This is a genomic window from Pseudomonas sp. B19(2017), from assembly GCF_002113165.1.
Classification (GTDB): Bacteria; Pseudomonadota; Gammaproteobacteria; order Pseudomonadales; family Pseudomonadaceae; genus Aquipseudomonas.
In genome coordinates this window covers 148090-168436 of sequence record NZ_NEJR01000009.1, presented here as the reverse complement: position 1 = coordinate 168436, position 20347 = coordinate 148090, and the positions used below count along the sequence as shown (strand labels likewise).

Genomic DNA, 20347 nt, shown 5'->3' with positions numbered 1-20347 from the left:
GATGCGCCTGAAGTGCATTCGCCTGGCCGGGTTCAAGTCGTTCGTCGACCCGACCACGGTCAACTTCCCCAGCAACATGGCGGCCGTGGTCGGCCCCAATGGCTGTGGCAAGTCCAACATCATCGACGCCGTACGCTGGGTGATGGGCGAAAGTTCGGCGAAGAACCTGCGCGGCGAGTCGATGACCGACGTCATCTTCAACGGCTCCAGCGGCCGCAAGCCGGTAAGCCAGGCCAGCATCGAACTGGTGTTCGACAACAGCGAAACCACGTTGGTCGGCGAATATGCTGCCTACGCCGAGATCTCGATCCGCCGCAAGGTCACCCGCGACGGGCAGAACAGCTACTACCTCAACGGTACCAAGTGCCGTCGGCGCGATATCACCGACATCTTCCTCGGCACCGGCCTGGGGCCGCGCAGCTACTCGATCATCGAACAGGGCATGATTTCCAAACTGATCGAGGCCAAGCCCGAGGAACTGCGCAACTTCATCGAGGAAGCCGCCGGCATTTCCAAGTACAAGGAACGCCGTCGTGAAACCGAGAGCCGCATTCGCCGAACCCAGGAAAACCTGGCGCGCCTGACCGACCTGCGCGAAGAGCTGGAGCGCCAGCTGGAGCGCCTGCATCGCCAGGCCCAGGCAGCCGAAAAGTACCGTGAATACAAGGCCCATGAACGCCAGTTGAAAGCGCGCCTGTCGGCGTTGCGCTGGCGTGATCTGGACGAACGGGTGCGCCAGCGCGAGGTGGTAATCGGCGAGCAGGATGTGTCTCATGAGGCGCTGGTGGCCGAGCAGCGCAATGCCGACGCCAGCATCGAACGCCTGCGCGACGGCCATCACGAGTTGTCCGAACGCTTCAACCAGGTGCAGGGCCGCTTCTACTCGGTGGCCGGTGATATCGCCCGGGTCGAGCAGAGCATCCAGCATGGCCAGCAGCGCCTGCGCCAGTTGCAGGATGACTTCAAGGAAGCCGAGCGCACGCGCCTGGAGACCGAATCGCACCTGGGCCACGACCGAACCCTGCTGGCTACCCTGGGTGAAGAGCTGGCCATGCTCGAACCCGAGCAGGAAATGACCCTGGCCGCTGCCGAAGAAGCTGCCGCCGCCCTTGAAGAGGCCGAGCTGGGCATGCATGGCTGGCAGGAACAGTGGGACAGCTTCAACAGCCGTTCCGCCGAGCCGCGCCGCCAGGCCGAAGTGCAGCAGGCGCGCCTGCAGCAGCTGGAAGCCAGCCTGGAGCGCCAGGCCGAGCGCCAGCGCAAGCTGGGCGAAGAGCGCGAGTTGCTAGGCAGCGACCCGCAGGATGCGGCCATGCTCGAACTGGCCGAGCAGCTGGCCAGCAGCGAAATGTCGCTGGAAGAGTTGCAGTTGTCTGAAGAGCAGGTGGTCCAGCGCCTGGAAAGCGCACGTGAGCAACTGCAACAGGCCACCCAGGCTCAACAGCAGGCGCAGGGCGACCTGCAACGCCTGGGCGGCCGCCTGGCCTCGCTCGAAGCCTTGCAGCAGGCCGCCCTGGAGCCGGGCGCAGGGGCTGCGGACTGGCTGCAGGGCCAAGGCCTGGAGCAACAGCCGCGCCTGGCTGAAGGGTTGCGGGTAGAGCCGGGCTGGGAGCTTGCGGTAGAAACCGTGCTCGGCGCTGATCTGCAGGCTGTGCTGGTGGACAACCTCGACAACCTCGATTTTGCTGGCCTGGAGCAGGGCGAGTTGCGCTTGCTGGTGGTCAGTGGTGGCGGCTCGTCGCTGCCCGGAAGCCTGCTGGAAAAGGTCGAAGGCCGTGTCGACCTGGCGCCGTGGCTGGGCCAGGTCAAGCCCGTGGAAAGCCTGGCCCAGGCGCTGGCACAGCGGGCGTCGCTCAACGACGGCCAGAGTCTGGTCAGCCGCGATGGCTACTGGGTTGGCCGCCACTTCCTGCGGGTGCGTCGTGGCGGCGAAGCCGAAGGCGGCATGCTGGCCCGTGGCCAGGAGATCGAGCGCCTGGGCCAGGAGCAACGGCAGCAGGAAGCGGCGCTGGAGCAGTTGGAGCAGCACCTGCAGGCCCTGCGCGAGCAGCAGCTGGACCTGGAAGAAGAGCGTGAACAGTTGCGCCGTCGTACTCAGGAAGAAAACCGCCTGCATGGCGAGTTGAAAGCCAGCCTGTCGGCCAGCCGTGCGCGTGCCGAGCAGGTCGAGCTGCGCCGCCGACGCCTGCAGGAGGAGCTGGCCGAACTGGAAGAGCAGCGTACCCTGGAGCACGAGCAACTGGGCGAAGCCCGCTTGCTGCTGCAGGAAGCCCTGGAACTTATGGCCCAGGACACCGAGCAGCGCGAGCAATTGATGGCCCGCCGCGACACCCTGCGCGAGAGCCTCGATCGCGTGCGCCAGGAGGCCCGCCAGCACAAGGACCACGCCCACCAGCTGGCTGTGCGCCTGGGCTCGCTGCGCGCCCAGCACGACTCCACTCGGCAGGCCCTCGAGCGCCTGGAACAGCAGGCCGCGCGCCTGACCGAGCGCCAGGAGCAACTGAGCCTGAACCTGGAAGAAGGCGAGGCCCCGCAGGAAGAACTGCGCCTGAAGCTGGAAGAGCTGCTGGAGCGGCGCATGAGCGTCGACGAGGAAATGCGCCAGGCCCGCCTGCACATGGACGAAGCCGACCGCGAACTGCGTGATGCCGAGAAACGCCGCACCCAGGCCGAGCAGCAGGCCCAGTTGCTGCGCGGCCAGCTGGAGCAACTGCGCCTGGAGTGCCAGGGCCTGGATGTGCGGCGCAAGACCTTGCAGGAACAGTTGCTGGCCGATGGCTATGACCTGCAAGGCGTGCTGGCCACTCTCGAGGCCGAGGCCAGCGAGCAGGGTACGGAACAGGAGCTGGAGCAGCTCGAGGCGCGTATCCAGCGCCTGGGGGCGATCAACCTGGCGGCCATCGAAGAGTACGAGCAGCAGTCCGAGCGCAAGCGCTACCTGGACGCCCAGGACGCCGACCTGGTCGAAGCCCTGGAGACCCTGGAAAACGTCATTCGCAAGATCGACAAGGAAACCCGCAACCGCTTCAAGGATACCTTTGATCAGATAAATGCCGGATTACAGGCACTTTTCCCAAAAGTTTTCGGTGGTGGCTGCGCTTATCTGGAACTGACGGGCGAAGATCTACTCGATACAGGGGTGACGATCATGGCGCGACCACCGGGCAAGAAGAACAGCACCATCCATCTGCTGTCCGGCGGCGAGAAGGCACTGACCGCATTGGCGCTGGTGTTTGCCATCTTCAAGTTGAACCCCGCACCGTTCTGCATGCTCGACGAGGTCGACGCGCCGCTGGACGATGCCAACGTCGGGCGTTATGCCCGTTTGGTCAAGGAAATGAGTGAAAGCGTGCAGTTCATCTACATCACCCATAACAAGATTGCCATGGAGATGGCGGATCAATTGATGGGGGTGACCATGCATGAACCGGGTTGTTCACGGCTGGTTGCCGTCGATGTGGAGGAGGCCATGGCCATGGTCGACGCCTGATGCTCGACGATAAGGGCATATTCTGTAGCGAAATGCCCCCGCCATGTGCGACAGACGGTGTAAAGTTGTCTTTGGTCGTGCTAGCTTAATGTCACTCGTTTTTTGCGTGGGTAAAACGCCTGTCAGAACATAGAGTTGGCGCCACGTGTTAAAGGGCTTTGAACCCTTTGTTTTCAAGCATATTTTTATAGAGGCACGGGATTACATGGAAATCGGTCTGCGCGAGTGGCTGATCGTCATCGGCATCATTGTCATTGCCGGGATTCTTTTCGACGGCTGGCGCCGCATGCGCGGCGGGAAAGGCAAGTTGAAATTCCGTCTGGATCGCAGTTATTCCAACCTGCCGGACGAAGAGGGCAACGCCGAAGTGCTTGGCCCGTCGCGCGTGCTGGATACCCACAAGGAGCCTGAGCTGGACGAAAGCGACCTGCCGTCGCTCAGCGCTTCTGCGCGTGATCGCGAGCGCGAGCCCAAACCGGCCAAGGCCAACAAGCGCGGCAAGCGTGCCACCGCTGCTGCAGATGCGCAGCAGGGTGACCTGAACCTGAGCGCCGATCCACGCGAACCCGACCTGTTTGCCGACAGCGATGACGACTTTGCCGCGGAAAATACCCGCAGCAACGGTGCGGCGCCTGCCAGCAGCAGCGTCAAGGAGTTGCCGCCGGCCGAAGAAGTGCTGGTGATCAGCGTGATCTCCCGCGACGAGGGCGGTTTCAAGGGCCCGGCGCTGCTGCAGAACATTCTGGAAAGCGGCCTGCGCTTCGGCGAAATGGACATCTTCCACCGTCACGAGAGCATGGCCGGCCACGGCGAAGTGCTGTTCTCCATGGCCAATGCCGTCAAGCCTGGCGTGTTCGACCTTGACGACATCGACCACTTCAGCACCCGCGCGGTGAGCTTCTTCCTCGGCCTGCCGGGCCCGCGTCATCCGAAGCAGGCCTTCGACGTGATGGTGGCCGCGGCGCGCAAGCTGGCCCACGAACTGAACGGTGAACTCAAGGACGACCAGCGCAGCGTGCTGACCGCCCAGACCATCGAGCACTACCGCCAGCGCATCGTCGAGTTCGAGCGCCGTGCGCTGACCCAGAAGCGCTGACAGATCCAGACGAAAGAGCAGCCTGAGGGCGTGCTGGTCGGTTCGGGTGTTGTAGTTGTCTGTGCCGGCCTCTTCGCGGGCTTGCCCGCTCCCACAGGTACATCACTGCCCTTGAGGCTCGTGGTGTCCCAGTGGGAGCGGGCAAGCCCGCGAATAGGCCGGCACAGGCGATAAATACCTCAAACCCCCGGCACCACCCCCAGGCTGCTCTTTTGCTTTGCAAGAGAAGACAATCCCATGACCGCCGAAACCCGTATCCACGAACTGCGTGCCGAGCTCGACCAGCACAACTACCGCTATTACGTGCTCGACGAGCCCAGCGTGCCCGATGCCGAATACGACCGCCTGTTCAACGAGCTCAAGGCGCTGGAAGCCGAATACCCGCACCTGGTAACCCCGGACTCGCCCACCCAGCGCGTGGGTGGTGCAGCCTTGGCCGCGTTCAGCCAGGTGCGCCACGAAGTGCCCATGCTCAGCCTGGGCAACGCCTTCGATGAAGCCGACCTGCGTGAATTCGGTCGTCGCGTGGTCGACGGGCTCGATCAGCCGGGTGCGGTCGACTACAGCTGCGAGCCCAAGCTCGACGGCCTGGCGGTAAGCTTGCTGTACCGCGACGGCCAGCTGGTGCAGGGCGCCACCCGTGGCGACGGCACCACCGGTGAAGACATCAGTGTCAACGTGCGTACCGTGCGCAGCATCCCGCTCAAGCTGCAGGGCGAGGGCTGGCCGGCAGTGCTGGAGGTGCGCGGTGAGGTGTACATGAGCAAGGCCGGTTTCGACCGGCTCAATGCCGCCCAGGCTGAAGCCGGCGGCAAGACCTTCGCCAACCCGCGCAACGCCGCAGCCGGCAGCTTGCGTCAGCTGGATTCCAAAATCACCGCCAGCCGCCCGCTGGAGTTCTGTTGCTATGGCGTCGGTCAGGTGTCCGCGAGCATCGGTGACAGCCACATTGGCATCCTCGAACAGCTCAAGGTCTGGGGCTTGCCGATCAGCCGCGAACTCAAGCATGCCGCTGGCATTGAAGAATGCCTGGCCTACTATCGCGACATCGGCGAGCGGCGCAACAGCCTGCCCTACGAAATCGACGGCGTGGTGTTCAAGGTCAACAGCCTGGCCGCCCAGCGCGAACTGGGCTTCCGCGCCCGTGAACCACGCTGGGCGATTGCCCACAAGTTCCCGGCCATGGAAGAGCTGACCGAGGTGCTGGATGTCGAGTTCCAGGTCGGCCGCACCGGTGCGGTCACGCCCGTGGCACGCCTGAAACCGGTCAAGGTGGCCGGTGTGACTGTGTCCAACGCCACCCTGCACAACATGGACGAAATCGCCCGCCTGGGCCTGCGCATTGGCGATACGGTGATCATCCGCCGCGCCGGTGACGTGATTCCGCAGGTGATGCAGGTAGTGCTGGAGCGCCGCCCGGAGGATGCGCGCCCGGTGCAGGTGCCAAGCGAATGCCCGGTATGCGGCTCGCAGGTCGAGCGTACCCAGCTGGTCAAGCGCAGCAAGGGCAAGGAAACCACCAGCGAGGGCGCGGTGTACCGCTGCGTCGGCCGCCTGGCCTGTGGCGCCCAGCTCAAGCAGGCGATCATCCACTACGTGTCGCGCCGCGCCATGGACATCGATGGCCTGGGCGAGAAGAGTGTCGAGCAGCTGGTGGACGAAGGCCTGATCGGCTCGCCGGCGGACCTGTACAAGCTGGAGTTCGAGCAGATCGTCGGCCTGGAAGGCTTTGCCGAAGTGTCCAGCAAGAAGCTGCTGGATGCTATCGAAGCCAGCAAGCGCCCGAGCCTGGCGCGCTTCATCTACGCCCTGGGCATCCCGGACGTAGGCGAGGAGACCGCCAAGGTGCTGGCCCGCTCGCTGGGTAGCCTGGCGCGCGTGCAGCAGGCGCTGCCGCAGGTGCTCACCTACCTGCCGGACATCGGCTTGGAGGTTGCCTACGAGATCCACAACTTCTTTGAAGACGAGCATAACCAGAAGGTTATCCAGCAGCTGCTCGATAGCGGCATGCAATTGCAGGACGAAGGCGAGCTGGCTGCAGAATTCGCCGCCAGCACCACCCTGGCCGGCATGATCGCCAAGCTCGACATCGCCTCGGTCGGCCCCACTGGTGCCGAGAAGCTGGTGGCCAGGCTCGACAGCCTGGACAAGATCATTGCCGCCGACGGCATCGACCTGCGCCAGGCCCTGGCGGCCAAGCAGGCTGACGCGGTGCGCGAGTTCTTCAAGGATGAAGCGAACCAGAAGCTGGCGCGGGACATTGAAGCGCAGTTGCTGGCGTTTGGCATGCACTGGAGCAGCGAGAAGAAGGTAGCCGAAGGCTTGCCGCTGGCCGGCCAGACGTGGGTGCTGACCGGGACCCTGGAGCGCATGAGCCGCGACATCGCCAAGGACAAGCTGGAAAGCCTTGGGGCCAAGGTGGCTGGTTCGGTTTCCGGCAAGACCCACTGCGTGGTGGCGGGGCCGGGGGCGGGCTCCAAGCTGGCCAAGGCCAGTGAGTTGGGTGTGAAGGTACTCGATGAAGATGCCTTCGTCACCTTCCTGGGCGAGCAGGGCATCGCTGTCTAAAAGGCCAAGGCCAGGTCCTGCGGCTTGCACGGTCCTTGTGGGAGCTGGCTTGCCGGCGATCACCGGCAAAGCCGGTGCCATCCACCGCGTTGCCTGCTTCGCGGGCGCGCCCGCTCCCACAGGTCCTGTGCTGGTCTTGCTGTCAGCGCTACCCCTGCAGGAGCGGGTTCACCCGCGAGTTGGCAGCCCCTTGCCCCCTCAACCCGGACAAGTCATTGAGAAATGATGACTTTTTCTCCTCCAGAGGTTGTATCTGCCCCCAAGACCGGTACAATGGCGCCACTCGCTGCTCAGCGAGCCTTGTAGTGGTGGCCCCATCGGTCCCCCCGCATTGATTACCCGTTAACCTGGTCAGGCCCGGAAGGGAGCAGCCATAGCGGGAACATCGAGTGCCGGGGTGTGGCTGGTGGGGCCGCCTCCATTTCCGGGATCGGAAAACCTCAATCTGCAGCGAAAGCCTTCGTTCTGCCCTGCTTCTCGCCCAATGCTCCTGCCGCTGATAGCTTCATCAGCCGCTGGAATTTAGGGCATGCCAAATGATCTTCCTCCGGGCACTGCGCCGCATGTCGCAAGCCCTTGCTCATTGCCTGCAAGCGCTTGATCCGCGCATCCAGTTCGTCGGCCTTGGCCATCAGCATCTGTCGGTCGACCTGCAGGTCCACCAGCATCGCCCCTACTTCATCCAGTGAAAACCCCGCAGCCTGGCCCAGGGCGATCAGCGCCAACCGGTCTGCTACATCGGCTGCAAACTGCCGACGCTGGCCGTGCCCGGCGAGCGATTTGAGCAAACCTTTCTTCTCGTAGTAACGCAGCGTCGAGGCAGGTACGCCTGTGCGTTTGGCGACGTCGGCAATGTCCATTTCGGGCCCTTGACTTGAAGTTGACTTCAACTTCTATGCTGCGCGGCATGGTGATGACCGTCAATCTTCGAGGGCTTGTTCAATGACGATTACTGCGATGTTTTCAGCTGCCTTGCCAATTGGTATCGGTGCCACGATGGTGATGGACCTGTGGGGGCTGCTGCTGAGGCGGTTGGGTGTCGCCACGCTGAACTTCGCCATGGTCGGGCGTTGGGCGGGGCATTTGCTGCACGGGCGTGTGCGGCACCAGGCGATTGCCAAGGCCGAGCCGGTTCGCCATGAGCTGGCGTTGGGGTGGGGGATTCACTACGCCATCGGCGTGCTGTTCGCGATGCTGCTGGTTGGGTTTGTGGAGGAGGGGTGGTTGCTGGCGCCTACTTTGTTGCCTGCGGTGGCGGTGGGTGTGGTTACGGTCGTGGCGCCGTTGTGCTTCATGCAGCCGGTGATGGGGGCGGGGTTCTTTGCGTCAAGGACACCGACGCCTGCGCGTAACTGCCTGAAGAGCCTGGCTACGCATTTCGTGTTTGGTGTGGGGTTGTACTTGAGTGCGGCTCTGCTGGCCTAGGGCCGGGGGTTAGAGTGAGCGCATGATCAGCACGCCTGCAATCAGCAGTACCAAGGCAAACCCTGCACCGATGCTGAACGGGATCAAAGCCTCCCAAGGGGAAGATTCTCGGAGTCTGCGTATCTCATCGGCGAGCATTTCGGCTTCGCTCTGTATGTTTTCAGTGGGAGCTTGGGTGGCACGGCGCATTTGCGATTCCTTGTGGCTGGATGAATGAAAGCTCAGGTCGAGTTGACTAAGTGCATGATGCCTGTGATGGCGTTGGTGATTGCAGGCACGGTGAGTTTTTAGATGGATCTGACATCAGCCTGAGAAAACTCCTACGGGACAGATAAGTGCGACGAATTATCCTACGAACTCCGTCGACTCCCGTCTGATTGTCCCAGTAAACCTCGCCCACTAGGCTTTTGCGGTCGCTGTCGGTTCAGCGATCGGGTGTGGAAGCCTGGGCGGCACACGGGACAGTTGTCCTTTATGGCGGCTGTGCACGGGAGGTATTCGTACCTGCCGGGTCTACCGTGTGCCTGGTCTTCCACTCCGTGTACAGTTGCCACCCTGATGTGTGGAAGCAGAAAGGGACAACACAGCCAACACGGAGCTGTCATGAAAAAGCTAGTCCCCGATCCACCCCACGTCTTCGAGCTTCCCCAAGGTAAATCCCTTTCCTGCGCCATCCACGAAGGCATCGTGCCGATGGAGTTCGCGTTGATGAATGTCACCCACTATCTGATGTTTGCTTATAGCGACAGCCGGCGGGCGCTGGAGCGTATCCAGGACGAGGAGACGCGGCAGTTGCTGGAGCATGGGTTGCGGGCCATGCAGATTGCCTGGGGGCAGGCGGATGCTGTCAGTCTGGCGTTTGAGCGCAAAGGCCAGTGATGTTGAGCTTGCGATAGATATTATGAGAGCACCGCAAAATCCTGTGGGAGCGGGCATGCCCGCGAAGACGGCAACTCGGTGGATGGCACCGGCTTTGCCGGTGTTCTCGGGCTGCCCTGATGTCGGTCGGTTAAGCAAATTGGGGCCGCTTTGCGGCCCTTCGCGGGCTTGCCCGCTCCCACAGGGTCCCTGCTAATTCAATGAGTTATTTGCACTTGCTGCCGGTATGCCAGGTAATCAGGGGCGAACCACAGACATAGTGGCCGGATAGCCCGGGCCCCCATAGCGCTGCACCATTCGCTCGATTTCCCCCGACTGCTTCATCCGCACCAGTGCCCGCAACACTTCCTGTGCCGGTATCGCCGGGTCGTTGCGCACCATGCACCCCAGGTCCTGTTCCTCCAGCACCGCCAGCGCGTGCAAGCGCTGCTCCGTCGGCAAGCCCTGGTTGAACCACTGCAACGACAACTGGTTGCTTACCGCATGCCGATACCGCCCGGCCTGCAGCTTCTGTAGCACCAGCAACTGGTTGCGGCTGTCTTCACGGTGCAGTCGACCCTGGTCAAGCAAAGGCTGCAGGGTCGAATAGGTATAGCCCAGCACCGTGCCGATCGCCTGGGGTGGCAGTTGTTGCGGAGATAGCAGGGGGCTGTCGCCCGGGCGGCCTACCAGCAGGTCGCGCTGGCGAATCAATGGAATGCTCCAGACAAATTGCCTCGGAGGATCATCGAACCACTGACTGCTGACATAGCAGCGCACGTCGATATCTCCGTGGTCCATGGCCTCCTGCAGGCGCAGGCGGGCCATCACATGGTACACAGGGCGTGCGCCCACCTCTTTGGCTAGCGCCTGGGTCAGGTCGTACAGCAGGCCTTCAACCGGCCGGTCACCTTCGATGCGCACCAACGGCATGCTCCAGCTCTCGGCCACGGAAAAGCGCAGCACCGGCTGTTCGGCCATGCCCTGCGAGGTCCAGAGCAACAGCAAGGCCAGTAATCTTCGCAAGGCTTATCCTCCCTGGACAGCGTACAGTTTCATAGCTTAGCCGAGCGGCGCAGGGTGCAATTTTGCCCCCGCTCCGCTAGCATTAGCGATCTTCCGCTCGATCAGGCTACGATGGTTTTTCGATGAGTTATCAGGTTCTTGCACGTAAATGGCGTCCGCGCTCGTTCCGCGAAATGGTCGGCCAGGCCCATGTGCTCAAGGCCTTGATCAACGCCTTGGACAACCAGCGCCTGCACCATGCCTACCTGTTCACCGGTACCCGTGGCGTGGGCAAGACCACCATCGCCCGTATCATCGCCAAGTGCCTGAACTGCGAAACCGGCATTACTTCCACGCCGTGCGGCACTTGCTCGGTGTGCCGGGAAATCGACGAGGGCCGTTTCGTCGACCTGATCGAGATCGACGCCGCCAGCCGCACCAAGGTCGAGGACACCCGCGAACTGCTCGATAACGTGCAGTACGCGCCGAGCCGTGGGCGCTTCAAGGTCTACCTGATCGACGAAGTGCACATGCTCTCGACCCACTCGTTCAACGCCTTGCTCAAGACGCTGGAAGAGCCGCCACCCTACGTCAAGTTCATCCTCGCCACCACCGACCCGCAGAAACTGCCAGCTACCATTCTGTCGCGCTGCCTGCAATTCTCGCTGAAGAACATGAGCCCGGAGCGGGTGGTCGAGCACCTCAGCCACGTACTGGCTGCCGAAAACGTGCCGTTCGAGCCTGATGCCCTGTGGCTGCTGGGCCGCGCGGCGGATGGCTCGATGCGCGACGCCATGAGCCTGACTGACCAGGCCATCGCCTTTGGCGAAGGCAAGGTGCTGGCCGCCGATGTGCGGGCCATGCTCGGCAGCCTCGACCATGGCCAGGTCTATGGTGTGCTGCAGGCGCTGCTGGATGGCGATGCCCGGGCCTTGCTGGAAGCCGTGCGCAACCTGGCCGAGCAAGGGCCGGACTGGGCTGGCGTGCTGGCCGAGATGCTCAATGTGCTGCACCGCGTGGCAATTGCCCAGGCGCTGCCGGAAGCGGTGGACAACGGCCAAGGCGATCGCGACCGGGTGCTGGCGCTGGCCTCGGCATTGCCGGCCGAGGACGTGCAGTTCTATTACCAGATGGGCCTGATTGGCCGCCGTGACCTGCCCCTGGCGCCGGACCCGCGTGGCGGCTTCGAAATGGTCCTGTTGCGCATGCTGGCGTTCCGCCCGGCCGACACCGACGACGCGCCGAAGCCGGTACTAAAGCCAGTGGGGATCAGCCAGGCCACAGCTGATCCTGCAACACCGGTGGCAGCGCCGGCGGTTGCCGTGGCGTCGCCCGTCGCTGCTGCAGTGGAACCTGCTGCACCGGTTGTCGCGCCACAGGCGCCCGCGCCGGTCGAGCCAGCGCCACAGCCGGTTGTCCAGCCTGTAGTGGCAGCTGAACCTGCCCCGGTCAGCGAACCCGAACCAGAGCCGGAACCGGTGGCAGAGGTGGTTGACCTGCCATGGGAAGAGCCCGCTGCAGCGCCTGCACCGGTAGTGGCCGAGCCCGTACCTGCGCCTGCGCCGAAACCAGCGCCTGCGCCCGTGCCTGCCGCCCCGGCGCACGATGATGAGCCGCCGTTCGACCCATCTGCCTATGCCGCCGTAGGAATGGACCGCGACGACGAGCCGCCGCTGGACGAAGACTATTACGGTGGCGAAAGCGACCCGGTCGGCTTCAGCTACCTGGACGAACTGGCCGAACACGTCCAGGAAGACGCGCCCAAGCCGGTAGCCGAACCGTTGCCAGCGGCCAAGCCCGCTACTGGCCTGGCCTTGCAATGGCTGGAATTATTCCCACAGTTGCCTGTATCCGGGATGACAGGCAACATCGCGGCAAACTGTACGTTGATTGCCGCTGAGGGCGACGACTGGCTGCTGCATCTGGACCCTGGCCAGGGTGCGCTGTTCAACGCCACCCAGCAGCGGCGCCTGAACGAAGCGCTCAACCAGCACCTGGGGCGCACGCTGAACCTGCGTATCGAGCTGATCCTGCCCGAGCAGGAAACCCCGGCCCAGGCCGCGGCGCGCAAGCGTAGAGAGCGCCAGCACGAGGCCGTGGTGTCGATCGAGCAGGATCCGTTGATCCAGCAGATGATCAAGCTGTTCGGTGCCAAGGTGCGGCAGGATACTATTGAGCCTGTAGAAGCCCTGGTTAACCAGGGCCAGTAACGGATAACCATGCGGCTGGCCAGGTGCCGGGCCGCATCACATGACCCAATCGAGGTATACCCCCATGATGAAAGGTGGCATGGCCGGCCTGATGAAGCAGGCCCAGCAGATGCAGGAAAAGATGCAGAAGATGCAGGAAGAGCTGGCCAGCGCCGAAGTTACCGGCCAGTCCGGTGGCGGCCTGGTGAGCGTGGTGATGACCGGTCGTCACGACGTCAAGCGTGTCAGCATCGACCAGAGCCTGATGTCGACTGATGAAGACGACAAGGAAGTGCTGGAAGACCTGATCGCAGCGGCGCTGAACGACGCCGTGCGCAAGGTCGAGCAGAACAGCCAGGACAAAATGGGCAGCATGACCGCCGGCATGCAACTGCCGCCGGGCTTCAAGATGCCGTTCTAAGGGCATTTGCGTTACCGAAAACCGCCGCTGATGTTCAGCGGCGGTTTTTTTGTGCGCGCAAGGCTGATTTGACGCCACCGCCCCCGCTGGGTATAAACCGCCTCTTATTGATTTGTCAGGCCTTTCCCATGAGCTTCAGCCCCCTCATCCGCCAACTGATCGACGGCCTGCGCATCCTGCCAGGTGTCGGCCAGAAAACCGCCCAGCGCATGGCCCTGCAACTGCTCGAGCGTGACCGCAGTGGTGGCCTGCGCCTGGCCCAGGCCTTGACCCAGGCCATGGAAGGGGTTGGGCATTGCCGCCAGTGCCGCACCCTGACCGAGCAGGAACTGTGCCCGCAATGCGCCGACACGCGCCGTGACGACACCCAGTTGTGCGTGGTCGAGGGGCCGACCGATGTATATGCGGTGGAGCAGACCGGTTACCGTGGCCGGTACTTCGTGCTCAAGGGCCACTTGTCACCACTGGACGGGCTGGGGCCGGAGGCGATCGGGATTCCGCAGCTGATGGCGCGGATCGAGGAGCAGGGCACCTTCACCGAGGTGATCCTGGCGACCAACCCGACGGTGGAAGGGGAGGCGACGGCGCATTACATTGCCCAGTTGCTGAGCGAGAAGGGGCTGGTGGCGTCGCGGATCGCCCATGGTGTGCCGCTGGGGGGCGAGCTGGAGCTGGTGGATGGTGGGACCTTGGCCCATGCGTTTGCAGGGCGGCGGCCGATTTCGCTCTGATTCAGAATTGTAGGGGCCGCAAAGCAGCCCCAAAACCCAACTCAGTACTCGCTAAGAGAAAACTCGGTCAGGCAGAACGTCGGTACCCCGGCCGCCTGCAATCGGCGCGACCCGTCCAGTTCCGGCAGATCGATGATCGCCGCCGCCTCGAACACCTGTGCCCCGGTTCGACGCACCAGGTTGGCCGCTGCCAGCAGCGTACCGCCAGTAGCAATCAAGTCATCGAAGATCAACACCGAATCCCCTTCGCACAGGCTGTCGGCATGCACTTCCAGGAAGGCTTCGCCGTACTCGGTCTGGTAACCTTCGCTCAGCACGTCAGCCGGCAGCTTGCCCTGCTTGCGGAACAGGATCAGTGGCTTGTTCAGCTGGTGGGCGATGATCGAGCCAATCAGAAAGCCCCGCGCATCCATGGCGCCGATGTGGCTGAACTCGGCTTCGACATAGCGCTCGATGAACTGGTCGGCCACATAGCGCAGCCCGCGCGGTGACTGGAACAGCGGGGTGATATCGCGGAAGATCACACCCGGTTTGGGGAAGTCCACTACCGGGCGAATCAAGGCTTTGAGGTCGAAGGCGTCGCTGTGCATTGTTGCGGGTATCCTGGGAAAACGAATGGCCAAGTATACCCGCTAAACGCCGGCCTCAGGCCTCCATTGCACCACCGGCCAGCGCGCATAGCTGGATCGGGTCGAGAATGTGCACTTCCTTGCCTTCGGCACGAATCAGGCCATTCTGCTGGAAGCGGGTGAACACCCGCGACACGGTTTCCACCGCCAGGCCCAGGTAGTTGCCGATTTCGTTGCGCGACATGCTCAGGCGGAACTGGTTGGCCGAATAGCCTCGGGCGCGGAAGCGCGCCGACAGGTTGACCAGGAAGGTGGCAATACGCTCGTCGGCGGTTTTTTTCGACAGCAGCAGCATCATTTGCTGATCGTCGCGGATTTCCCGGCTCATTACTCGCATCAGCTGGCGGCGTAGCTGCGGCAGCTGCACCGACAGTTCGTCAAGGCGCTCGAACGGGATCTCGCACACCGAAGTGGTTTCCTGGGCCTGGGCCGACACCGGATAAGCCTCGGTGTCCATGCCCGACAGGCCGACCAGCTCGCTGGGCAGGTGGAAGCCGGTGATCTGCTCTTCGCCGCTGTCGCTGAGGCTGAAGGTTTTCAGGGCGCCGGAACGCACTGCGTAGACCGAGCCGAAATTGTCACCCTGGCGGAACAGGAACTCGCCTTTTTTCAGCGGTCGCCCACGCTTGACGATTTCGTCCAGTGCATCCATGTCTTCCAGGTTAAGTGACAGGGGCAGGCACAGGGGGGCCAGGCTGCAGTCCTTGCAATGGGCCTGGTTGTGTGGGCGCAGTTTGACTGGCTCGGACATTTTCATTCGATCCTTGTGGGAAAGCACACATAAGACGTAAGGGTAACTCACGGCGTAGGTTGTAGGCCAGCGTGCGCTGTTGTGGTGCGAACTGGACTGGCCCCGGCGGGTGCGCCGGGGCCTTCGCTGTGCCCATGGTGTGCCTGGCAAGGAAACTTGTCCATGCGGTTGAATGACCCGGTATCAGATCACTCGCGAAAAGCGCTGGCGGTTGTGCATTGCCAGGTAGGCGTCGAATACCATGCACACCGAGCGCGCCAGCAGGCGGCCGGCCGGCAGGATGCGGATACCTTTGTCGTCCAGGCGGATCAGGCCGTCGCGCTGCAAGGTCAGTAGTTCTGGCCAGAGGTCATTGAAGTAGCCACGAAAATCGATGCTGAAGGCCTGTTCGATCGGCTCGAAATCCAGCTCGAAATGGCAGATCAGCTGCTGGATCACCGCCCGGCGTATGCGATCGTCGTGGTTGCACAGCAGGCCGCGCTGGGTCGCCAGCTGGGCGTTGGACAGGCTGTCCTGGTAGCTGTTGAGGTCGCTGCTGTTCTGGCAGTACAAGTCGCCGATCTGGCTGATGGCCGACACGCCCAGGCCGATCAGGTCGCAGTGCCCATGGGTGGTGTAGCCTTGGAAGTTGCGCTGCAGGGTGCCTTCTTCCTGGGCGATGGCCAGCTCGTCGTCGGGCAGGGCGAAGTGGTCCATGCCGATGTAGCGGTAGCCAGCTGCGGTCAGCTGGTCGATGGTGGCGTGCAGCATCTCCAGTTTGGCGGCCGCACTGGGCAGGTCGCTGCTGTCGATACGCCGTTGCGGCATGAAGCGCTCGGGCAGGTGGGCATAGTTGAACACCGACAGGCGGTCGGGTTGCAGGCGGATCACTTCTTCGACGGTGCGGGCAAAGCCTTCCGGGGTTTGCTTGGGCAGGCCGTAGATCAGGTCGAGGTTGATCGAGCGGAACTGCAGGGTGCGCGCGGCTTCGATCAGGGTTCGGGTCTGTTCCAGGCTCTGCAGGCGGTTGACCGCGCGCTGTACGGTCGGGTCGAGGTCCTGCACGCCCAGGCTGACCCGGTTGAAGCCCAGCTCGCGGAGCAGGCCCATGGTCGACCAGTCGGCTTCGCGCGGGTCGATCTCGATGCCATAGTCGCCGGAGTCGTCGTCCAGCAGGTGGAAGTGCTGGCGCAGGGTGGCCATCAGCTGGCGCAACTCCACATGGCTGAGGAAGGTCGGTGTGCCGCCGCCGAAATGCAGCTGTTCAACACGTTGTCTGGAGTCGAGGTGGCAGGCGATCAGCTGGATTTCCTGCTCCAGGCGCTTCAGGTAGGGCGCGGCACGGCCGCGGTCCTTGGTGATGACCTTGTTGCAGGCGCAGTAGTAGCAGATGTTGGCGCAGAACGGCACGTGCACGTACAGCGACAGCGGGCGCACGGCCCGACGGCTCTCGCGCAGGGCGTGCAGCAGGTCGAACGAGCCCACTTCGCTGTGCAGTTGCACGGCGGTCGGGTAGGAGGTGTAGCGTGGCCCGGCCAGGTCGTAGCGGCGGATCAGGTCGGTATCCCAACGAATGTCGTCGAGCATGAGGGCGGTCCCCGGAAAGAGCAGCAGTGCCCCTGAGTCTATGGCCGTCTGTAGGAATCTGTGTTGATTTGTATCAAGGGCATCAGGGCTGCTCTGCGAGCCTTCGCAGGGTATACGCATGGCCCTGTGGGAGCGGGCATGCCCGCGAAGGGCCGCAGAGCGGCCCCATTAATGCCCCATCAACCAGTGCTGATGCGGCCCGGGCAGGGTCCAGATGCCAAAAAGCATCACCAGCACACCGCCAGCCACCCGCACACTGCGGCGTCTCAACAAAATGTTTACCCGCTCCGCGGCTAATCCGGTAGCCAGCAACACCGGCCATGTCCCCACCCCGAACGCCAGCATCAGCGCCGCGCTGTACCCGGCATTACCCTGGCTGGCCGCCCACAGCAAGGTGCTGTACACCAACCCGCAGGGCAACCACCCCCACAGCGCCCCCAGCAGCAATGCGCGGGGCAGGCTGGACACCGGCAGCAAGCGTGAAGCCACTGGCTGGATATACCGCCACAGCCCCCGGCCCAGCGCCTCGATGCGGGTCAGCCCGCTCCACCAGCCGGCCAGGTATAGCCCCATGGCGATCAACAGCAGCGCCGCCACCACCCGCAGTGCCAGCGCCGCCGGGCTGCTGGCCACGGCCCAGCCGGCCAGGCCCAGCAGCAGGCCGGCACAGGCATAACTGAGAATACGCCCCAGGTTGTACGCCAGCAGCAGGCGCAAGCGCCGGCCACGTTGTTCGGGTGGTATGGCCAGGGTCAGCGCACCCATCAGGCCGCCGCACATGCCCAGGCAGTGGCCGCCGCCGAGCAGGCCGAGGATCATCGCAGAGCCCAGCAGGGGCAGCAGATCAGGCACGGGGTGGGGGTTCCTTGTCAGTGTCGGCCTGGCTGTCGTCAGGCTTCACCGCCGCCTGGTGGCGCGGGTCCTGGTCGTCGAACAGGATGCTGTGGGCAGGGCTATCCAGATCGTCGTACTGGCCGCTGTCCACTGCCCAGAAGAAGATGTACACGGCCACGCCGACCAGCAGCAGCGCCGCGGGAATCATGACATAGAGGGCGGGCATGGCGACTTCCTCCCGGGCAGGGGCGCTTGGTTCGCTGGCAAGCCCGATGCCAGAGGCAGGCGGGTCAGGCGCAGGGCGTTGAGTACCACGATCAGCGAACTGACCGACATGCCGATGGCTGCCCAAACCGGGGTGATCCAGCCAAGTGCGGCGAACGGCAACATCAGGCCATTATACAGGGTCGCCCACAGCAGGTTCTCGAGGATGTTGCGGTGGGTGCGGCGGGCCAGTGCGAAGGCCTGTACCAGCGCCTGCAGGCGGTTGGACAGCAGCACGGCGTCGGCACTGGTCTTGGCCAGGTCGGTGGCGCTGCCCATGGCGATGCTGATGTCGGCGGCGGCCAGCACCGGCACGTCGTTGACCCCGTCGCCCAGCATCAGCACCTTGCGCCCGGCCGCCTGCAGCGCCTTCAGCCGGTCCAGTTTGTCGTCCGGGCGCAGGCCACCGATGGCCTGGTCGATACCCAGTTGCGCGGCCACTTCGGCAACCATCGGCGAGCTGTCGCCCGACAGCAGCAGCGTGCGCCAGCCACGGGCCTTGCAGGCTGCCAGCAGTGCAGGGGCGTCGTCGCGCAGGCGGTCGTCCAGGCCGAACCAGGCCAGCGGGCCCTGGCCGTCGCCCAGCAGCAGCCACTGGCCGCGTGGCTCCGGCACGCCGGGGACTTCCGCGCCGCTCAGGGCACAGACGAAGGTGGCCTGGCCTATGCGCAGGTGCTGGCCTTCGACCAGCCCTTCCAGGCCCAGGCCCGGTACGGTCTGCACATCGTCAGCAGGCGTGGCGGTGCGGCCGAAGGCGCGGGCGATGGGGTGTTCGGAGCGGTTCTCCAGTGCCGCAGCCAAGGCCAGGCAGCGGTCGGCGGGCAGGCTGCCGAGCGGGCGGATGCTGCGCAAGGTCAGGCGGCCTTCGGTCAGCGTGCCGGTCTTGTCGAAAATCACCGTGTCGATCTGGTTCAGGCCTTCCAGCACATGGCCACGGGTTACCAGCAGGCCGAGCTTGTGCAAGGTGCCGGTGGCTGCAGTCAGCGCCGTTGGCGTAGCCAGGGACAGCGCGCAAGGGCAGGTCGCTACCAGCATGGCCAATACGATCCAGAACGCCCGCGCCGGGTCCAGGTACCACCACCACAGGCCGATGGCCGCGGCGGCCAGCAGCGAGAACAGCAGGAACCACTGCGAGGCGCGGTCGGCGATTTCGGCCAGGCGCGGTTTTTCGGTCTGGGCGCGTTCCAGCAGGCGGACGATGGCCGACAACCGCGAGTCGTGGCCGAGGGCTTCGACCTGCACGTTCAGGGTGCTTTCGACATTCAGGGTGCCGCCGGTAACCCGCTCGCCGACCTGCCGCGGTTGCGGCAGGTATTCACCGGTCAGCAGCGATTCATCGATGCTGGAGCGGCCTTCGACGATGCGCCCGTCGGCGGGTATTACCGCGCCTGGCAGCACCTGTACCGTGTCACCACACTGCAGTTCGCTGAGCAGGATGCGTTCGCTGTGGCCGACGGCGTCCAGGCGCAGGCACGAGGCCGGTAGCAGGTTTACCAGCTGCGCCGTGGCCGCGGCGGTGCGTTCGCGGGCACGGCGCTCCAGGTAGCGGCCGGTGAGCAGGAACAGCGCGAACATGCCCACGGTGTCGAAATACAGCTCGCCGCTGCCGGTGATGGCGGTCCAGATACCGGCGCCGAAGGCCAGGCCAATGGCCAGCGACACCGAAACGTCCATGGTCAGGTGGCGGGTGCGCAGGTCGCGTGCCGCGCCCTTGAAGAAGGGTGCGCAGCTGTAGAACACAATGGGGATTGTCAGGAACAGCGCCACCCAGCGCAGGATGGTGTGCAGTTCGGGTGACAGGTCGATGTTGAATTCCGGCCAGGTAGCCATGGTTGCCATCATCGCCTGGAACCACAGCAGCCCTGCCACGCCCAGGCGGCGCAAGGCGCTGCGGTTTTCCCGGGCCAGTTGCTCGGCGGCCTGGTCGGGCTGATAGGGGTGGGCGGCGTAGCCGATCTGGCGCAGCTCGGCGAGCAGGCGCGAGAGCGGCAGTTGCTTGTCGTCCCAGTTCAGCAGCAGACGGTGGTTGGACAGGTTCAGGCGCGCTTCGGCGACGCCGGGCAGGTTGCGCAGGTGCTTTTCGATCAGCCAGCCGCAGGCGGCGCAGCTGATGCCTTCGAGCAGCAGGGTGGTTTCGGCCAGTTCGCCCTGGTGGCGGACGAAGGTCTGTTGCACGTCGCTGCGGTCATACAGGGCCAGTTCGTCCTGTAGCTGCCTGGGCAGGGCCTCGGGGTTGGCACTGTTGTCGCTACGGTGCTGGTAGTAGTGCTCGAGGCCGCCGGCGACGATCGACTCGGCCACCGCCTGGCAGCCGGGGCAGCAGAACTGCCGAGGCTGGCCGAGAACCACGGCGGTGAAGCGGCTGCCGGCGGGGACGGGCAGGGCGCAGTGGTAGCAGGGGGTGGGCTGGGTCATAAGGCAAGCACTGCTCAGGCACATAGGAAACCCTGTGGGAGCGGGCATGCCCGCGAAAGCGTCAGGCCTGAAAACACCTTTGCCTGAGCTGTCGCATTCGCGGGC

Annotated in this window: 17 protein-coding genes and 1 other RNA gene; 9 read left to right on the top strand and 9 right to left on the bottom strand. The window is 64.1% G+C overall.

Features of this window, described 5'->3' with window-relative positions:
- The first annotated feature begins 1 nt into the window (after position 1).
- From smc to ffs, 4 genes are all read left to right on the top strand, one after another.
- Complete coding sequence (smc, locus tag CAF70_RS14800; protein WP_085625455.1) at positions 2-3490, top strand: chromosome segregation protein SMC; 3489 nt, start codon at positions 2-4, stop codon at positions 3488-3490.
- A gap of 205 nt (positions 3491-3695) precedes the next feature.
- On the top strand, positions 3696-4586 hold the full coding sequence (gene zipA, locus CAF70_RS14795) for a cell division protein ZipA (RefSeq protein ID WP_085625454.1): 891 nt from the start codon (positions 3696-3698) through the stop codon (positions 4584-4586).
- A 237-nt stretch (positions 4587-4823) separates the two neighbouring features.
- A complete protein-coding gene (ligA, locus tag CAF70_RS14785; protein WP_085625453.1) occupies positions 4824-7154 on the top strand; it encodes an NAD-dependent DNA ligase LigA in 2331 nt (776 codons plus the stop codon).
- Between the two features lie 315 nt (positions 7155-7469).
- Positions 7470-7566: signal recognition particle sRNA small type (ffs, locus tag CAF70_RS14780), an RNA gene on the top strand.
- 28 nt (positions 7567-7594) lie between these two features.
- On the opposite strand, the gene CAF70_RS14775 is transcribed toward ffs, so the two are convergent.
- Positions 7595-8014, bottom strand: a complete 420-nt coding sequence (locus tag CAF70_RS14775; protein ID WP_085625452.1) for a helix-turn-helix domain-containing protein — start codon at positions 8012-8014, stop codon at positions 7595-7597.
- Between the two features lie 82 nt (positions 8015-8096).
- Between CAF70_RS14775 and CAF70_RS14770 the strand changes: the two genes are divergently transcribed.
- Positions 8097-8579, top strand: coding sequence for a DUF2938 domain-containing protein (locus tag CAF70_RS14770; protein ID WP_085625451.1), 483 nt, complete (start codon positions 8097-8099; stop codon positions 8577-8579).
- 9 nt (positions 8580-8588) lie between these two features.
- On the opposite strand, the gene CAF70_RS14765 is transcribed toward CAF70_RS14770, so the two are convergent.
- On the bottom strand, positions 8589-8768 hold the full coding sequence (locus CAF70_RS14765) for a hypothetical protein (protein ID WP_085625450.1): 180 nt from the start codon (positions 8766-8768) through the stop codon (positions 8589-8591).
- Positions 8769-9182: 414 nt separating this feature from the next.
- Between CAF70_RS14765 and CAF70_RS14760 the strand changes: the two genes are divergently transcribed.
- Complete coding sequence (locus CAF70_RS14760) at positions 9183-9458, top strand: hypothetical protein (RefSeq protein WP_085625449.1); 276 nt, start codon at positions 9183-9185, stop codon at positions 9456-9458.
- A 237-nt stretch (positions 9459-9695) separates the two neighbouring features.
- On the opposite strand, the gene CAF70_RS14750 is transcribed toward CAF70_RS14760, so the two are convergent.
- The gene (locus CAF70_RS14750) at positions 9696-10463 is read right to left on the bottom strand and encodes an ABC transporter substrate-binding protein (RefSeq protein ID WP_085625447.1); all 768 of its coding nucleotides are present in this window, start codon (positions 10461-10463) and stop codon (positions 9696-9698) included.
- A 122-nt stretch (positions 10464-10585) separates the two neighbouring features.
- Here CAF70_RS14750 and dnaX point away from each other — a divergent pair, with 122 nt between their 5' ends.
- The 3 genes from dnaX (at position 10586) to recR (ending at position 13783) form a co-directional block, all read left to right on the top strand.
- Complete coding sequence (gene dnaX / locus CAF70_RS14745; protein ID WP_085625446.1) at positions 10586-12652, top strand: DNA polymerase III subunit gamma/tau; 2067 nt, start codon at positions 10586-10588, stop codon at positions 12650-12652.
- 64 nt (positions 12653-12716) lie between these two features.
- The gene (locus tag CAF70_RS14740; protein ID WP_085625445.1) at positions 12717-13052 is read left to right on the top strand and encodes a YbaB/EbfC family nucleoid-associated protein; all 336 of its coding nucleotides are present in this window, start codon (positions 12717-12719) and stop codon (positions 13050-13052) included.
- Positions 13053-13180: 128 nt separating this feature from the next.
- On the top strand, positions 13181-13783 hold the full coding sequence (gene recR, locus CAF70_RS14735) for a recombination mediator RecR (protein ID WP_025754785.1): 603 nt from the start codon (positions 13181-13183) through the stop codon (positions 13781-13783).
- Between the two features lie 41 nt (positions 13784-13824).
- On the opposite strand, the gene CAF70_RS14730 is transcribed toward recR, so the two are convergent.
- From CAF70_RS14730 to CAF70_RS14705, 6 genes are all read right to left on the bottom strand, one after another.
- Positions 13825-14373, bottom strand: coding sequence for an adenine phosphoribosyltransferase (locus CAF70_RS14730; RefSeq protein ID WP_009683910.1), 549 nt, complete (start codon positions 14371-14373; stop codon positions 13825-13827).
- Positions 14374-14428: 55 nt separating this feature from the next.
- The gene (fnrA, locus tag CAF70_RS14725) at positions 14429-15163 is read right to left on the bottom strand and encodes a Crp/Fnr family transcriptional regulator FnrA (protein ID WP_015271145.1); all 735 of its coding nucleotides are present in this window, start codon (positions 15161-15163) and stop codon (positions 14429-14431) included.
- Positions 15164-15346: 183 nt separating this feature from the next.
- Positions 15347-16729 (bottom strand): oxygen-independent coproporphyrinogen III oxidase, encoded by a 1383-nt coding sequence (hemN, locus tag CAF70_RS14720; RefSeq protein WP_085625444.1) that lies wholly within the window; start codon positions 16727-16729, stop codon positions 15347-15349.
- Positions 16730-16897: 168 nt separating this feature from the next.
- Complete coding sequence (locus CAF70_RS14715) at positions 16898-17581, bottom strand: sulfite exporter TauE/SafE family protein (RefSeq protein WP_085625443.1); 684 nt, start codon at positions 17579-17581, stop codon at positions 16898-16900.
- Positions 17574-17789, bottom strand: a complete 216-nt coding sequence (ccoS, locus tag CAF70_RS14710; RefSeq protein ID WP_085625442.1) for a cbb3-type cytochrome oxidase assembly protein CcoS — start codon at positions 17787-17789, stop codon at positions 17574-17576. Before ccoS ends, CAF70_RS14715 begins: the two co-directional genes overlap by 8 nt.
- Positions 17768-20242: a heavy metal translocating P-type ATPase gene (locus CAF70_RS14705; protein WP_085625441.1), complete on the bottom strand. Its 2475-nt coding sequence runs from the start codon at positions 20240-20242 to the stop codon at positions 17768-17770. The genes ccoS and CAF70_RS14705 overlap by 22 nt, the downstream gene beginning before the upstream one ends.
- Between the last annotated feature and the right edge of the window lie 105 nt (positions 20243-20347).

Bases quoted from the DNA above. Each gene is read 5' to 3' on its own strand.
- smc (WP_085625455.1), top strand. From the start codon at position 2: ATGCGCCTGAAGTGCATTCGCCTGGCCGGGTTCAAGTCGTTCGTCGAC.
- zipA (WP_085625454.1), top strand. From the start codon at position 3,696: ATGGAAATCGGTCTGCGCGAGTGGCTGATCGTCATCGGCATCATTGTC.
- ligA (WP_085625453.1), top strand. From the start codon at position 4,824: ATGACCGCCGAAACCCGTATCCACGAACTGCGTGCCGAGCTCGACCAG.
- CAF70_RS14775 (WP_085625452.1), bottom strand. From the start codon at position 8,014: ATGGACATTGCCGACGTCGCCAAACGCACAGGCGTACCTGCCTCGACG.
- CAF70_RS14770 (WP_085625451.1), top strand. From the start codon at position 8,097: ATGACGATTACTGCGATGTTTTCAGCTGCCTTGCCAATTGGTATCGGT.
- CAF70_RS14765 (WP_085625450.1), bottom strand. From the start codon at position 8,768: ATGCGCCGTGCCACCCAAGCTCCCACTGAAAACATACAGAGCGAAGCC.
- CAF70_RS14760 (WP_085625449.1), top strand. From the start codon at position 9,183: ATGAAAAAGCTAGTCCCCGATCCACCCCACGTCTTCGAGCTTCCCCAA.
- dnaX (WP_085625446.1), top strand. From the start codon at position 10,586: ATGAGTTATCAGGTTCTTGCACGTAAATGGCGTCCGCGCTCGTTCCGC.
- CAF70_RS14740 (WP_085625445.1), top strand. From the start codon at position 12,717: ATGATGAAAGGTGGCATGGCCGGCCTGATGAAGCAGGCCCAGCAGATG.
- recR (WP_025754785.1), top strand. From the start codon at position 13,181: ATGAGCTTCAGCCCCCTCATCCGCCAACTGATCGACGGCCTGCGCATC.
- CAF70_RS14730 (WP_009683910.1), bottom strand. From the start codon at position 14,373: ATGCACAGCGACGCCTTCGACCTCAAAGCCTTGATTCGCCCGGTAGTG.
- fnrA (WP_015271145.1), bottom strand. From the start codon at position 15,163: ATGTCCGAGCCAGTCAAACTGCGCCCACACAACCAGGCCCATTGCAAG.
- hemN (WP_085625444.1), bottom strand. From the start codon at position 16,729: ATGCTCGACGACATTCGTTGGGATACCGACCTGATCCGCCGCTACGAC.
- ccoS (WP_085625442.1), bottom strand. From the start codon at position 17,789: ATGCCCGCCCTCTATGTCATGATTCCCGCGGCGCTGCTGCTGGTCGGC.
- CAF70_RS14705 (WP_085625441.1), bottom strand. From the start codon at position 20,242: ATGACCCAGCCCACCCCCTGCTACCACTGCGCCCTGCCCGTCCCCGCC.